The organism is Kribbella sp. NPDC026596, assembly GCF_040638415.1.
GTDB lineage: Bacteria > Actinomycetota > Actinomycetes > Propionibacteriales > Kribbellaceae > Kribbella.
Genome location: NZ_JBEZYF010000005.1, coordinates 129,979 through 145,041 on the forward strand (window position 1 = coordinate 129,979; position 15,063 = coordinate 145,041).

14 protein-coding genes are annotated in these 15,063 nt (G+C 68.6%); 3 read left to right on the forward strand and 11 right to left on the reverse strand.

All coding sequences use genetic code 11. From position 1 onward, the window contains the following. Positions 1-190 precede the first annotated feature (190 nt). The gene (locus tag AB0E63_RS05850) at positions 191-886 is read left to right on the forward strand and encodes a phosphatase PAP2 family protein (RefSeq protein WP_360361969.1); all 696 of its coding nucleotides are present in this window, start codon (positions 191-193) and stop codon (positions 884-886) included. A 15-nt stretch (positions 887-901) separates the two neighbouring features. Here the strand turns inward: AB0E63_RS05850 and AB0E63_RS05855 are convergent, their stop codons facing one another. The 11 genes from AB0E63_RS05855 to AB0E63_RS05905 form a co-directional block, all read right to left on the reverse strand. Then, entirely contained in the window at positions 902-1,795 is an 894-nt protein-coding gene (locus AB0E63_RS05855) for a phytanoyl-CoA dioxygenase family protein (protein ID WP_360361972.1), read from the reverse strand. Positions 1,796-1,924: 129 nt separating this feature from the next. Further along, positions 1,925-3,241 (reverse strand): glutamate-1-semialdehyde 2,1-aminomutase, encoded by a 1,317-nt coding sequence (locus tag AB0E63_RS05860; RefSeq protein WP_360361975.1) that lies wholly within the window; start codon positions 3,239-3,241, stop codon positions 1,925-1,927. Then, entirely contained in the window at positions 3,238-3,786 is a 549-nt protein-coding gene (locus AB0E63_RS05865; protein WP_360361978.1) for a dTDP-4-dehydrorhamnose 3,5-epimerase family protein, read from the reverse strand. Before AB0E63_RS05865 ends, AB0E63_RS05860 begins: the two co-directional genes overlap by 4 nt. A gap of 8 nt (positions 3,787-3,794) precedes the next feature. Next, the gene (locus AB0E63_RS05870; RefSeq protein WP_360361981.1) at positions 3,795-5,054 is read right to left on the reverse strand and encodes a polysaccharide pyruvyl transferase family protein; all 1,260 of its coding nucleotides are present in this window, start codon (positions 5,052-5,054) and stop codon (positions 3,795-3,797) included. Further along, entirely contained in the window at positions 5,051-6,001 is a 951-nt protein-coding gene (locus tag AB0E63_RS05875; RefSeq protein ID WP_360361984.1) for a glycosyltransferase, read from the reverse strand. Before AB0E63_RS05875 ends, AB0E63_RS05870 begins: the two co-directional genes overlap by 4 nt. Continuing rightward, positions 5,998-7,320, reverse strand: a complete 1,323-nt coding sequence (locus AB0E63_RS05880) for a hypothetical protein (RefSeq protein WP_360361986.1) — start codon at positions 7,318-7,320, stop codon at positions 5,998-6,000. Before AB0E63_RS05880 ends, AB0E63_RS05875 begins: the two co-directional genes overlap by 4 nt. A 3-nt stretch (positions 7,321-7,323) precedes the next feature. Continuing rightward, on the reverse strand, positions 7,324-8,445 hold the full coding sequence (locus AB0E63_RS05885) for a methyltransferase C-terminal domain-containing protein (RefSeq protein WP_360361989.1): 1,122 nt from the start codon (positions 8,443-8,445) through the stop codon (positions 7,324-7,326). A 14-nt stretch (positions 8,446-8,459) separates the two neighbouring features. Next, positions 8,460-9,110, reverse strand: a complete 651-nt coding sequence (locus AB0E63_RS05890) for a PIG-L family deacetylase (RefSeq protein WP_360361992.1) — start codon at positions 9,108-9,110, stop codon at positions 8,460-8,462. Then, entirely contained in the window at positions 9,110-9,964 is an 855-nt protein-coding gene (locus tag AB0E63_RS05895) for a sugar phosphate nucleotidyltransferase (RefSeq protein ID WP_360361995.1), read from the reverse strand. Before AB0E63_RS05895 ends, AB0E63_RS05890 begins: the two co-directional genes overlap by 1 nt. A 26-nt stretch (positions 9,965-9,990) precedes the next feature. Then, positions 9,991-11,223 carry a class I SAM-dependent methyltransferase gene (locus tag AB0E63_RS05900; protein WP_360361998.1) on the reverse strand — a complete coding sequence of 411 codons (1,233 nt, stop codon included), beginning with the start codon at positions 11,221-11,223 and terminating at the stop codon, positions 9,991-9,993. A gap of 1 nt (position 11,224) precedes the next feature. Continuing rightward, positions 11,225-12,301, reverse strand: coding sequence for an SDR family oxidoreductase (locus AB0E63_RS05905; RefSeq protein ID WP_360362001.1), 1,077 nt, complete (start codon positions 12,299-12,301; stop codon positions 11,225-11,227). 179 nt (positions 12,302-12,480) lie between these two features. Here AB0E63_RS05905 and AB0E63_RS05910 point away from each other — a divergent pair, with 179 nt between their 5' ends. Together AB0E63_RS05910 and AB0E63_RS05915 are read left to right on the forward strand one after the other, a co-directional pair. Next, positions 12,481-13,821, forward strand: coding sequence for a nucleotide sugar dehydrogenase (locus tag AB0E63_RS05910; RefSeq protein ID WP_360362004.1), 1,341 nt, complete (start codon positions 12,481-12,483; stop codon positions 13,819-13,821). After that, positions 13,818-15,062, forward strand: coding sequence for a glycosyltransferase family 4 protein (locus AB0E63_RS05915; protein WP_360362007.1), 1,245 nt, complete (start codon positions 13,818-13,820; stop codon positions 15,060-15,062). The genes AB0E63_RS05910 and AB0E63_RS05915 overlap by 4 nt, the downstream gene beginning before the upstream one ends. Position 15,063 lies beyond the last annotated feature (1 nt).

Consider the following 15,063-nt stretch of genomic DNA (forward strand, 5'->3'; position numbering starts at 1 on the left):
CAGTCCGCAGTCTCCCTGTCAGAACTGTCAACGGAGATCGTCACCAAAGGTGACGGCAAACCTACGTGCCTCACATCCCCAGGAGTTCACCCGCCTGTCGGCGGAGCGACATCGCACAGTACTACGCGCGCGGGCCGTCGGCGACGGCGACTCGACAACCCTTGGATAGAATTTGCGTCGGGGGTGGGGAATGCTGTCGGAGCATGCTGCGAGCGGGGCTGCCCAGCCGCGTGCGGCCACCCGGCCCGCGGTGCCACCGGAGCTTCGCCGGCCGGTCGCCGTACTCGCAATTCTCGGAGCGGTCCTGGCGATCGTCCCGGCCATCTTGTACGCCGGTGACACCGGTCCGAGCCGGCTGGACACCCGGGTCCAGAACGTCGTCGACGACTCACCCGCCGACGCGTGGAACCTGATCCGCGCCCTGGACTGGCTCGGCGAACCACTCGGCCGGACCATACTGGTCGTCGCCGTCGCCGCGCTCTGCCTGATCGCCGGACGCCGCCGGCTGGCCGTCGTGGCCGTCCTGGGCATCGTGGCGACCAGCGCGCTCACGACCGTGCTCAAGCCGCTGGTGGACCGCCGGATCCACGACGACTTCCTGTCGTACCCGAGCGGCCACACCGCGGCGGCCACCGCAGCGGCGATGGTCCTCGGGCTGCTGCTGGCGGACCTGCTGCGTGCCGGGCGGATCGTGGGTACAGCGATCGTGCTGGCCGCGGCCCTGGTCGGTGGCGGCCTGATGGCGTGGGCCCAGATCCACCTGACCGCGCACTATCCCACCGACACGCTCGGCGGCTTCGGCTGCGGCCTGCTCGTGATCCCGCCGGCAGCCCTGCTGACGGACCGGCTCGCCCGGATGAGAGCTGTCCGGCCGACGTCGCGGTGACGCCGGCCGGACGAGTCACGCGATCGCGACGCTCGGGGTGTCGAAGGCGGCGACCACGTCGGCCGGGACGTGCTCCAAGTCGCTGACCCGGAGGTAGTCGCCCATCGTCGTGCCCGTGCACGCCGAGTCGATGTTCGGCGCCGCCCGGCCGTCCAGCGCGTCGCCCAGGTGGACGGTGCGCAGGTCGATGCTGAACCGCGTCCGGCCGGAGCTGTTCGGCACGCTGGAGTGCAGCTGCGCACCCGAGAACAAGATGATGCCGCCGGGCTTGCAGATCGGACGGAGCTGCGGCAGCAGCTCGACCTCTTCCTCCGGCACCGGCTGCACCCGGGTGTCGGTGCCGATCTGAGTCGCGGCGATCTTGCGGCTGGTCGCGTTCCACTCCGCGTAGTTGTAGACCCGGGAGCTGTTGCGGACCGGGGTCTGCCAGTACCTCGGGTGGAAGGCGAGCCCGTTCTCCGCGGTGATCGCGAAGATCGGCAGCCACCAGTTGAGCTGAAAGCTCGGTGCCGAGTACCAGGTGTCGCGATGCGGGTGGAAGGCGAACGCGATCCCGGTGGTGAGGTAGTCGTTCGACGTCGAGCTCCGCATCCGCGGGACGTCGAAGTACACCTGCTCCGGATCACAGCCGAAGTCGACCAGCATCGCCTGGATCAGCCGCTTCGACTCCGGATGGTGGATGAAGCGCGGCTTCAGCTCGGCGAGCAGCGCCGCGTAGTCCTCGACCGCCATGTCGAACTGTGCCGTCTCCGGGTCCAGCGGAGCGAATGCCTCCCGGGCCAGCTGTCCGGCGAACTCGGTGAGCGCCAGGGTCGACGGTCGCGGCGAGTAGACGAACAGGTCGCCGTCGTACAGCTTCTGCCGGCGTTCGTCGTCGCCGAAGTCGGCGTCGACATAGATGGAATGCATAGAGAGCCCCTCTCGTCAGGCCGGCGGGCGCCGGCTTCATGACCAAGTCCCCGTGACTTGCCCCAGCCGTCCGCCTCGACGAGAGGTTCTTCGGTGGGCGCGTCCCCCCAGGGCGCGTCTTGTACTTCGCTACACGTACCGGCGGAGTACCGGCTTGACCGGGCGGCCGCCCAGCCACTCCGTCGGGTCGCCGGCGTCCAAGGCCTGGCGATAGACGGCACAGGCCTGCGCGACCACCTCCACCGTGCGGTCGATGTCCGCGTCGGTGAGGGCGCTGCTCACCACGAACGACGGCCCGATCACGCCGCCGAGGATGAGCTCGCGCAGGAAGAGCGTGCGGTACGGCTGCGACGGCGCCAGGTTCTCGTCGAGTGTCGCGAAGACCAGGTTGCTGGCCCGGCCGCGAACGACGACGTGGTCCTGGACACCGGCCGCCGCGGCGACCTCACCGACACCCGCCGCGAGCTTGTTGCCGAGCTCGTGCAGGCGGGCCGCGATGCCCTCGGATTCATAGACGTTCATGGTGGCGATCGCCGCCGCGAGAGCATGCGTCTCGGCGCCGTGCGTGGTGCTGAGCAGGAACACCCGCTCGTGACTGTCGCGCAGTCCCCCGCGTTCCATCAGCTCACGACGGCCTGCCAGCGCGGATACGGCGAACCCGTTGCCGAGTGCCTTGCCGAACGTGGACAGGTCCGGCGTCACGCCGTACAGGCCCTGGGCTCCGGACGCGGAGAACCGGAAGCCGGTGATCATCTCGTCGAAGATCAGCAGCGCGCCGTAGCGGTGGGCCAGGTCGCGCAGGCCTTCGAGGTAGCCGGCCGGCGGATCGTGCTGGGTCGCCGCTTCCAGGATCAGGCAGGCGATCTGGCCCTCGTGCCGGATCAGCAGTTCCTCGGTGGCGGCCAGGTCGCCGTACGGGAAGCCGACGGTCAGGCCGCCGATCTCCTCGGGGATGCCGGCCGACATCGGCGTCCGCGCGATGAACCAGTCGTCGATCGAGAAGAACGCGTGGTCGGAGCAGAGCGCGATCAGCGGACGGCCGGTGACCGCCCGGGCCAGCTTGACCGCGGCGGTAGTGGCGTCCGAGCCGTTCTTGGCGAACTTCACCATCTCGGCCGTCGGCACCGAGGTGAGGAAGCGCTCGGCCGCCTCGAGCTCGATGATGCTCGGCCGGACGAAGTTGCTGCCCCGCTCGATCTCGCGCCGGACCGCCTCGAGGACCTTCGGATGCCGGTGGCCGAGGCTGACGGCGCGCAGGCCGGAGCCGTACTCGATGTACTCGTTGCCGTCGACGTCCCACACATGCGCGCCGTCGCCGTAGTCGATGACCGGCGCCATGTCGGCCGGGTACTGGTCCTCGCCCTTGGCGTAGGTGTGCGCGCCGCCCGGAATCAGGTCCTGCAGCCGCTTGTTGGCCGCGACGGAGTTACCGAAGGATTTCGTCATGTCAGCCTCGCAGTGGCCAGTGCCAGTGATGATGCCGCCTTGTCCCGCTCCGACATCAGCGTGACCGGCAGCGGCCAGGCGATGGCGAGATCGGGATCGTCGAACCGGATCGAGACGTCCTCGCGCGGGTCGTGGGCGCGGTCGATCCGGTACGACACATCGGCGGGATCGGTCAGCGCCTGGAACCCGTGCGCACAGCCGGCCGGGACGTAGACGGTGACCTGGTTCTCGCCGGTCAGGTCGAAGTACTCGGTGTTGCGGTACGTCGGTGAGTCCGGCCGGAGGTCGACGACCACGTCGAGGACCGCCCCGGACGAGCAGCGCACGAGCTTGGCCTCACCGGCGCCGGAGCGCACGTGCATGCCACGGATGACGCCCTTCACCGAGCGGGAGACGCTGTCCTGCTCGAACGCGTCGGGATCGAGTCCGGCCGCGGCGACCACGGCGCGGTCGAAGGTCCGGCAGAAGAAGCCGCGCTCGTCCACGTACGGCGTGGGCATGAACAGCAGCGCGCCGGCGATCCTCGGTACCTGAATGACGTCCATCGATCCTCCTACTGGTCGCTGCCCCTGGGCGCCGTCCGGCCGGCGAAGAACCGGTCGGACAGTACGGCGAACTGGCGCTCGAGCTGCTCGCCGTACTCGGCGTTCTTCTCCCGCATCGCGGACTCGAGCCCGCCCGCGCGCGCCTCGAGCGCGTGCAGCTGGTCCATCAGCCGGTCCACGTCGAGGTCCCGGATCGGCTGCCGGAACTCGGCCAGCCGCATGCCCTCCATCAGGATGTCGCTCTTGACCCCGTAGCTGATCGAGATGGTCGGCTTCGACAGCTTCAGCGCCGACTGCACGTTGTGGTAGCGCGACGCGACCACCAGGTCGACGCCGGCCAGTTGCTCCATCAGCTCGCCGAGAGACTCCGCGGGTTCCCGGACCACCTGCGCGTCGACCAGGTCCGGCCGGGTCTGCCGCAGGTCGTCGACGACGGCGGACACCACGGCCTCGTCGGCCGGGTCGCCGGTGACGAGCCGGATCCGGTAGCCCTCGTCGACGACCCGCCGGGCGAAGTCGATGATCTTGCCGACGTACTGCCTGTAGATCTCCGTCGACCGGCCCCGGTCGGCCGAGGTGCCGTGGTACTCCATCACGCCGAGGGCGATGGTCCGCCGCGGATCGCGCGACTCCGGCTCCTCCGGCTCCTTCGGTTCCGGCAGGGCGAAGGCGAGATCCGGGTAGACCGCGTCCTTGCTGGTGTCCAGGCCCATCTGCCGCATCGCGTCCCGCGAGTAGCTGTCGCGGTACGAGCGGTACGTCGCCATCCGCATGGCGTTGGTGAATAGGTACCGGATCGACCGCTCGCGCGCGACGTTCGCGCCGACGCTGACGAACGCGACCCGCGCTCCCGCGATCCGCGCCGACAGACACATCAGGAACAGCGCGTACGGGAAGCCCCACGGGTTGAGCTCGAGGGTGGTCTCCAAAACGCCCATGCCCGGCACGATGATCAGGTCGTAGCGGCGCAGCAGCAGCGGCATCCGGACCAGGTCGGCCACCTTGCCGAACATCTTGAGCAGGATGGTCGTGAGGCGGGACCGGCCGGGACCGTGCTGCTGGAACCAGGTCATCGCGACCGACGGGACGCCGTACTGGCGCTCCAGCGTCTCGGGACCCGAGCACACGCAACTGATCTCCGCCTCCGGGTGGTCGCGCCGCAGGAACCACAGCATCGCGTCCAGCGACCCGTGGTTGCCCAGGTTGCCCGATCCCAGCAGGCCGAAGACGGCGATCTTCGGCGCCCTGTCCGCAATGGCCGTGCTCATCCCTCTGCGACCCTCCGTTGACCGGCGACGGCGGAGCTGTCCGGGATCGCGGTCGGCGCCGCGTCCGGCTTGCTGTCCTCGATCCGCCCCGTCGATCGGCGAACCGCACGGCTGGCCAGCCAGCGCGTCAGGTGGCCGTAGCACTCCCGCCGGTCGGCCGACGACAGCGGCGCGCGCCGGATTCCGCCGACGAAGCCGCCGACATACTCACCGATCAGCCGGACCGTGGGATTGCGCAACCGGCTCGCCCGGCTCGGCTCCATGTTCGCCGAGCGGGACCGGATGGTCGGCTTGGCCCGCTCGGCCCGGTCCGGGTGGTCGCGGCGGAAGAAGAGCAGTTCCGGCACCTGGTGGAACCGGCCGTACAGGGCGAGCTCCGCCATGATCGTCCGGTCGGAGTGGTGGTAGCTGCCGTTCAACGGCGTACGGCGCAGGATGTCCGAGCGCATCACGCCGTAGAAGTCGTCACCACCCACGTCGAACAGCAGGCTGCGGAACCGGTCCGGTGCATGCGGGTTGGTCGTGTCCAGCGGATAGTCCACTTCCAGCACGATGTCGCCCGCGCCGTCGATGATCGCCTGGTACGCGTGTGCGAGGACCAGGTGCGGGTCGTCGTCGAGCGCCTCGATGCAGCGGGCCAGCAGGTCCCGGCCGTACAGGTCGTCGTACGACGCCCACTTGAACAGCTCGGTACTGGAGTGCTCGAAGGTCCAGTTGTGGTTCGGCGTGGCGCCGATGTTGACCGGCTGCCGGTAGTAGCTGAGCCGCGAGTCCTTCGCCAGGTACTGCCGGCAGATCTCTTCGGTGCCGTCGGTCGAGGCGTTGTCGGAGATGATCAGCTTGTAGTCGCCGTAGCTCTGTCCCAGCAGGGCGTCCAGCGACTCGGCGAGGTACTTCTCGCCGTTGTACACCGGGAGGCCGATGCTCAGCCGTGGTGCCGCGTTCATATGCTCCTCATTTCTGGCATCTCGTCCTGCAACTGTGCCGCCTCGACAGGCGGGGTGGCCGCCTCGGGGGCGGCAGGCACAGCCTCGCCGGCGTCCAGCTGCGCCCACCGCTCCCGGATCCCCACCCCAAAGGTCCACCACCACACGATCGAGGCGATGAACGTCGCGCAGGCCGCACCCCAGGACGACCCGAGCGCGCCGCCGATCGCACCGCCGCCGACACCGCCGATCAGGTATGCCGTCGACGCGTACAGCTGGGCACGCAGGCTCCTCCGGGCCACGCCGAGCGCCCGCAGGCCGGCCGACGCCCCGGTGTAGAAGCTCGCGAACATCACCGACAAAGTTGCCGGTAGCAACAGTGCGGAGGCGGTTAGCCACACCTCGCCGAGCAGCGCGTGCCCCCACTTGTCCGGCAGCAGGAACAGCAGCGCCAGGCCCCACATCAGGGCGGCGAAGGCCTGCGCCCCACCGAGCAGCAGGCAGAACAGTGGCAACGACTTCGGCCGGCGCCGCAGCACCCTGGCCGCTTCCGGGACCGCCACCAGACCGATACCGGACAGCACGATGAAGAACGGGCCGAGCATCATCTCGGCGCCGCGGACGGTTCCGACCGCGGCGACCCCGGCGAACGCGCCGAGACCGTACATCTTGAACTGGTACGCACCGCTGATGGTCAGGTTCTCCGCCAGGTAGCGCAGCCCCAGGTCGCGGTGCGTCCGCAGCCAGTCGAGCGCCCGGAACAACCGCGGTACGACGCCGGCCTGCAATGCACTGACCAGCGCGGCGAACGCCGCGGCGGCGCCCCAGGCCAGCACGAACCGGGTGACGCTCGGATCCCGGGACGCCAGGTAGAGCAGCGGGACCAGTCCCACCGCCCAGGTGATGTCGGCGATGAACGCCTTGCCACCCTGACCGGACGCGAAGAACGCGAACCGCCAACTGTCCTGCAGCATCAGCCCGGGCAGCACGATGCCCAGCGCGAGGAACGCCGGACCGGTCCGGCCGGGGAGCAACAAACCGACGACGACGCAGATCGCGCCGAGGATCAGCCCGACCGCGATCGCCATCCCGGTCGAGCTCGCCACGGCGGTCCGCCACTGCGACCGCCGTACTCCACTGAACCGCACCGCCAGCGGGTCGGTGGCGAGGCCGCGGGAGATGTTCACCACGACTCCGTACGTCACCCATGCGAGGCTGAAGGCGCCGAACTCCACAGCGCCCAGCGACCGCGCGACGACGATGCCGACCACGAAGCTGACCAGGCTGGTCACAGCCTGATCGGCGAGTCCCCAGGTGAGGCGGCGCAGAACCCCTTTCATGCGTCAGCCCACGACTTCGTGGGGTTCGGGCAGCGGGACGAGGTACGTCGCACCCCAGCCGCCACCGGCCTCCAACTGCGAGATCACTTCGTCGGCGATGTCCCAGGTCAGCACCAGGACGACCTCCGGCCGTGCGGCCCGCAGTTCGTCGATGGGCCGGATCGGTACGCCGCAACCGCCGGGGATCCGGCGTCCGTGCTTACCCGGCGCCATGTCGACCGTGAACTCCAGCAGGTCCGTGGTCACCTTGCTGAGGTCCAGGAGCACGGGCGCTTTCGAAGGAGCGCCGTACCCGAGGACTGTCCGGCCGGCGGCCTTGTGACGGGCCAGCTCGTCGTGCAGTGCGCCAGCCGCGTGCCACGCAGCCTCTTGCAGGCTGGACAGCTGCACCTCGTCGGCGATCCCGGCGGCGTCCTCGTCCTCGAGCAGTACGTCGACCGAGGCGTCCGGCTTCGCGTCCGCGGTGTGCCGGAGCATCACCATCAGGCTGCCGCCGAACATGTCGACCTGCTTCACCGACTCGACCGTCAGGCCGTGCAGCGCCGCGACGTTCTGCAGCGCGCGCAGCGAGACGTAGGCCCAGTGGCCGTGCCGGATGGTGTCGAACTGGTTGCCGATGAACAACGGCAGCAGGTGGTGGAACTCCATCACCAACAGGCCGCCCGGCGCGAGCCGCTCCGCCCGCAGCTTCAGCATCTCGCCGTACTGGGGCTCGTGCACGATGCCGTGCACGTCGATCACGAGACCGGCCTTCTCGCCGTCACCGGCCAGCCGCGACCCAGCGGCGTACAGGTGCTCGAGCCACGAACCACCGTGGTGGCTGGCGAACTCGAACACGACTCCGCCGTTCAGCTCCGGGTACTCGGTGAGGATCTCCTTCACCGACTTCTCCGCGTGCGCGATGCTCGTCGCCGACTCGACCGCCAGCGGCTCCTCCGGCAGCTGCGGCTCGACCGGACCGAGCTGGACCAGCGTGCAGTCCCGGCACAGCCAGAGCTCGAGCGGCCAGCGTGGATCGGGACCAGGGGTCTCGGCCGGCGGGAAGTAGTCCGCACACGGCTGCGGCCCCAGATCGACCACGGGTACGACGTTCTCCCCCGCGCACCCACGACACTTGACGCTCACTTGTCCCCCTCCGGTCACCATGACAACGTCGCTTTGGCCGTGGTGAACGCTTCGGCGTACTTCGCCCGGCACTCCATCCCGCGCAGCCGGGCCAGCCCGGCGAAGACCTCTTCGTCGAACCAGTCGTGCGGGACCTGGGACGGATAGGCCTTGTGCAGCCGGGCGACCTTCTCCCGCAACTGCTCCTCGGTCAGTTCGACGTACAGCCACGGCCGGCTGATGTCGCCGTCCCACTTGGGGATCTCGTAGTGCAGGACCAGGTGGTCGCGCCACACCGTCGGCGCCAGTTCGGCGATCAGACGGTGATCCTGGTGCGCGTCGGTACGGCTCGGCGCCAGCACCAAATCGGGGCGCCGGCTCCCCCGAGCCGTTGCCTCCAGCAACTCCTTGGTCTCGTTCCAGTACGACGGCAGCCGGCCGTCCGGCAGCTCGGCGGAGGTCACCGTCACCTCGCACTCGGGCAGGAACAGCTCCGCCGCCCGGCGGGCCTCCTCCAGCCGCAGCGACGTCCCGGTCGCGATCACGAACTCGGCGGTCAGCTCCGGTACCGACTCGGCCAGCTTGAGCAGCGTGCCGCCGCAGCCGATCTCGATGTCGTCCGGATGGGCGCCGAGGGCAACCAGATGGACCGGTCCGTCGATCAGGCCGAGCTGGAACGGCAGCATCAGATCGCCACCACTACCGGGTCACCGGGGGTGCTGAAGGGTGCCTTGTCCAGGACCTGGGCCTGTTGCTCGCGGGACTCGTGGCTCCACAGCGCCCACGGCTTCTTGCCGGACCGGTACAGCTCCTCCAGCTGACTGCGCTCCTTGAGGGTGTCCATCGGTGCCCAGAACCCGTGGTGCGGGATCGCCTCCAGCTTGCGCATCGCGGACAGCCGCGGGAACGCGTCGCCGACCAGATCCTCGTCCTCGTGCAGGACGTCGAAGATCTCCTTCTTGATCACGAAGTACCCGCCGTTGATCCACACGTTCAGGTCCGCGGCCGACCGCAGCCCGGTGATCCGGGAGTCGTTGTCGAACTCGACCACATGGAAGGACGCCTGCGGCGGGACCGCGAGCAGGCTGGCGGTGATGTCGCTGGTCATCACGTGATCGACGATCTTGTCCATCGGTGCGTCGGTCAGGACGTCGCCGTAGTTGGCCAGGAACGCGTCGTCGTCCTCCAGGTACGGACGGACCCGGCGCAGCCGCTCGCCGATGCTGGTGTCGATCCCGGTGTCGACGAAGGTGATCTTCCACTCGCTGATGTCGGAGTCGAGCAGCTGGATCCGCTGTCCGCCCTTCGACATCACGAAGTCGTTGGAGACCGTCTCCTCGTACCGCAGGAAGTACTCCTTGACCGCGGACCCCCCGAAGCCCAGGCACAGGATGAACTCGGTGTGGCCGAAGTGTGCGTAGTACCGCATCACGTGCCACAGGACCGGCCGGTCGCCGATCGTCATCATCGGTTTCGGTGCGGAGTCCACCCCGCTGCGCATCCGCAGCCCGAAGCCCCCACAGAAGATCACGACCTTCATCTGACTTCCCTTCCCCCCAACACGTTTCAGATCACTTCGAGGCGTGGAATGGGTACGACGAACTTGGCGCCCCACTCGCGTGCGTAACCGAGCTGGTGGACGATCTCCTCGCGCAGATTCCACGGGAGGATCACGATGTAGTCGGGGCGCGTCTCGGCGAGGCGCTCCGGGGCGTGGATCGGGATGTGCGTGCCCGGCAGGAACATGCCGTGCTTGTGCGGGCTCCGGTCGACCGTGTACGGCAGCAGGTCCTCGCGGATACCGCAGTGGTTGAGCAACGTGTTGCCCTTGCCGGGAGCGCCGTACCCGGCGACCGTCTTGCCGGCCCGGGCGGCCTGCACCAGGAAGGTGACCAGGTCGGCCTTGATCGCGAACACGTCCTTGGCGAAGCCTTCGTGTCCCTCGACCGTGTGCAGGCCGGCATCCGCCTCGTCCTGCAGGACCTTCAGCACCAGCTCCGACGGCTCCCCCGCCGTCTCGATCGGTGTCGAGAAGACCCGCAGCGATCCGCCGTGGCTGGCGAGCTCCTGGACGTCGACCACCTTCAGGCCGGCCTTCTCCAGCGCGAGCGCGGCGGTCTTGAGGGTCAGGTACTGGTAGTGCTCGTGGTAGATCGTGTCGTACTGACGACGCTCGATCAGCCGGAGCAGGTGCGGGAACTCCAGCGAGACCAGGCCGTCGTCCTTCACCAGCGCGCGCAGGCCCTTGGCGAAGTCGACGATGTCCGGCACGTGCGCGAACACGTTGTTGCCGACGACAAGGTCCGCCCGGCCGTGCCGGGACGCCGCGTCCGTGCCGGTCTCCTCGCCGAGGAAGTAGCTCTCGGTCAGGATGCCCTTCTCGTTGGCGATCTCGGCGATGTTCGCGGCCGGCTCGATGCCGAGCACCGGGATGCCGAGCGCCACCGCGTGCTGCAGCAGGTAGCCGTCGTTGCTGGCCGCCTCGACGATCAGGCTCTCCGCGCCGAGGTCCAGCCGCTCCTGCATGTCGACGACGAACCGGCGGGCGTGCTCCACCCAGCTGGTCGAGTACGACGAGAAGTACAGGTAGTCGCTGAACACGTCGTCGGCCGCGACGTACGCCGGCAGCTGGACGAGCAGGCAGTTGTCGCAGATCCGGACGTGCAGCGGGTAGAAGGTCTCACCGCTGTCGAGCTGGTCGGCGCGCAGGTAGCTCTCACACGGCGGCGACATGCCCAGGTCGACGAAGGTGCGTGTCAGCTTCTCGCCGCAGAGGCGGCAGGCGACTGAATCCCCCATGTCAGTGCTTCTCCTTGAAGAGTGCGTCCCCGGGACCGGGGAACTGCTCGTCGGTCTGCCGGCGCAGCTGGTCGTCGACCAGGCCCGCGGCCAGCAGCTGCTGGATCCGGCGCAGCCGGACGAACTGGGCCGAGTTGAAGTCGTCGAGGGTGAGGCCGTGCCGCTGGTACGCGGCGTACAGCTCGTCGACGCCCTTGCGGACCGTCCACTCCAGCTTCAGGTGCGGGAAGGTGTCGTTGAGCTTGCTGAAGTCGACCTTGTAGTTGCGCAGGTCCGGGCCGGCGCCGTCGGCGATCGACAGAGTCGAGCCGGACACCGCCTCGCGGACCATCTCGGCGATGTCGCGGACCTGGACCACGTCCTCGGACCGGCCGACGTTGAACGCCTGGTCGTGGATGACTTCGCGTGGCGACTCGAGCACCGTCAGGAACGCGCGGCTGATGTCCTCGATGTGGACCAGCGGGCGCCACGGCGTACCGTCGCTCTCCAGCCGGACCTGGCCGCTCGTCATCGCGATCGCGGTCAGGTTGTTCACCACGATGTCGAGGCGCAGGCGCGTCGAGGCGCCGTACGCGGTGGCGTTGCGCAGGTACGTCGGGCTGAAGGTGTCGTCGGCGAGTTTCGCCAGCTCCTGCTCGGCGAGCGCCTTGGTCTCGCCGTACGGCGTGACCGGGAACATCTCGGCGTCCTCGGCGACCGCTTCCGAACCGGCTGCGCCGTACAGGCTGCAGGAGGAGGCGAACAGGAACCGCTCGATGCCGGCTTCCTTGGCCGCCCGCGCGACGTTCAGTGTCCCGTCGAGGTTGACCGAGTACGTCGAGTCACGGTTCAGGTGCCCCAGTGGATCGTTCGACAACGCGGCCAGACACACCACCGCGTCGTAGTTCTCGAGCTCCCGCGCGGTGACGTCCCGCATGTCCCGCGGCTTCCGGTTCCCGATCGGGTCCGGCCCGCCCAGCAGGTCACACCCCTCGTACAACCCGGTGTCCAGCCCGTCCACCTGATGCCCCGCATCCCGCAGGTACGGCACCATCACGGCCCCGATGTAACCCCGATCCCCGGTGACCAGAACCCTCATCCGCTTCCCCTCACCCCGGCACAGCCCTGTCGACCAATACAGATCACCGGGCACGCCGCTTGATACAGGCAATTTGGAGAGCCAATTTCTGCCGGTGTGTATCAGGGCGGCTCGCAGGCTGCTCTCCTGTGCGCTGTGGTACGTGGGGGATTCGTGCGATTGAGCCTGTGGGGGGCGTTATGAAGGTTGCCGTATTCGGCTTGGGTTATGTGGGGTCGGTGACGGCCGCGTGCCTGGCCGCCAACGGCCACGACGTCTGGGGCGTCGATGTCGATACCGCCAAGGTAGGTCCGATCACCGAGGGACACAGCCCGGTGGTCGAGCCCGGCCTGGACGAGTTGGTGGCGGACGGGGTCACCGCGGGCAGACTGCACGCGACCACCGATCCACGCCTCGCGCTGGACGGTGCCGACGTCTCACTGATCTGTGTGGGAACGCCGTCGACACCGGCCGGTAGCACTGATCTCACCTACATCCGGCGCGCGGTCCGCGACATCGCCGAGGCCATGCAGGTGGTCGTGCCGCCGTCGTCCGGCTTCCACAGCGTCGTCGTCCGCAGCACGGTCCCGCCGGGCACGGTCGACGAGGTGGTCGAGCAGGTGCTGAATGAGGTGCCGGCACCCGAGGACGTCACCTTCGGGACCGCGATGACCCCGGAGTTCCTGCGGGAAGGGTCCGGCCTGGCCGACTTCTACGACCCGCCGTTCGTCGTGGTCGGGACGCGTAACCCGAAGGTCGGTACCGCTCTGACCGACCTGTTCGGCTTCATCTTCGAGAAGCGCGACATGGATGTCGACGTTCAGATTGTCGACGTTCGTACAGCGGAAGCACTCAAGTACGCCTGCAACGCGTTCCACGCCACCAAGGTCTCGTTCGCCAACGAGATGGGCCGGATCTTCCGCCACTACGACGTGGACTCCCGCGAGGTGATGCGGATCTTCGTCCAGGACACCAGCCTGAACATCTCGCCGTACTACCTGAAGCCCGGCTTCGCGTTCGGCGGCTCGTGCCTGCCGAAGGACCTGCGCTCGGTCCTGCACCTGGCCCGGATGAACAACACCGACCTGCCGCTGCTGGCCGGCGCGCTGACCACCAACGAGCGGTCCGTCCGCGACGTGGTCGACCGCGTGATCGCCGGCCCGGGCCGCGAGATCGCACTGCTCGGCCTGAGCTTCAAGCACGCGACCGACGACCTGCGCGAGAGCCCGAACGTCGAGCTGGCCGAACGGCTGATCGGCAAGGGCTACAACCTGCGGATCTACGACGCGATCGTGAACCCGAGCCGCCTGGTCGGCGCGAACCTGCGGCACGTGACGTCGAAGCTCCCGCACCTGCAGCGAGTCCTCACCGACGACCCGGCCGCCGCCCTGGACGGTGCGGACCTGGCCATCGTCTCGGCCACCGACACCGCGGCCATCGACGCCCTGCTCAGCGCGCCGCCGGCCCGGACCATCGACCTGGTCGGCCGGCTCGGCGAAGCCGTCGAGGCGCTGCCCGGATACGAAGGAGTGGGCTGGTGAGCGGTCCGCGCATCCTGATCATCATCCAGAACCTCTGGGTGCCGTTCGACCGCCGGGTCTGGCTGGAGTGCAAGGCCCTGGTGGCGGCCGGGTACGACGTGACCGTCGTGTGCCCGAAGGGTCCGGGCGACCCGTCGTACCAGGTCATCGACGAGGTGACCGTGCACCAGTACAAGGCCTACTCGCCCGGCGGCAGCAAGATCGGCTTCGTCGCGGAGTACGCCTACTCGTTCCTGATGACGCTGCGGCTGGTGCTGCGGGCCCGCAAGGCCGGCAAGTTCCAGGTACTGCAGGCGTGCAACCCGCCGGACATCTTCTGGCCGATCGCGATGCTGCTGCGCCGGCTGGACAAGACCCGCTTCGTGTTCGATCACCACGACCTGTGTCCGGAGCTGTTCCAGTCCCGCTTCGGCGGTACGACGAGCCTGCCGTACAAGGGACTGCGGTTCCTCGAGCGGATGACGCACCGCAAGGCCGATCACGTCACGTCGACGAACGACTCGTACCGGCGGATCGCGATCACCCGCAGCGGCAAGGCGAACCACGACGTGACCGTGGTCCGCACCGGGCCGGACCCGGACAAGTTGCGCCGCGACTCGTCTGGTACGGACGAGTCGCGCCAGATGTTGAGGCGCGGCCACCGCTACCTAGTCACCTACATCGGCGTGATGGGTCCGCAGGACGGCGTCGACATCGTGGTCCGCGCGGCGGATCACATCGTCAACAAGCTCGGCCGGACCGATATCGCGTTCACGCTGATGGGTGGCGGTGACTCCTTCGACGACGTCGTCGCCCTGCGCGACGAGCTCGGGCTCGAGGAGCACGTCGAGTTCACCGGCCGGGTGCCGGACGAGACGGTCCGCGCGGTGATGTCGACCGCCGACATCGGCCTGTCGCCGGACCCGAAGAATCCGCTCAACGACGTGTCGACGATGAACAAGACGATGGAGTACATGGCCTTCGAGCTTCCGGTCGTCGCCTTCGACCTGGTCGAGACCAAGGTCTCCGCCGAGGACGCCGCCGTGTACGTCGAGCCCAACGACGTCGAGCTGTACGGCGAGGCGATCGTCGAACTGCTGGACGACGAGGTCCGCCGCCGCCGGATGGGCCGGTTCGGCCGCGAACGGGTCGAGCAGGTGCTCGCCTGGAAGCATCAGCAGAAGGCCTACGTCGGGGTGTTCGACCAGCTCACCGGTCACGTCAGCCACGTCGGCGACGTCGCCCGGGCGACGGGATCCTGAG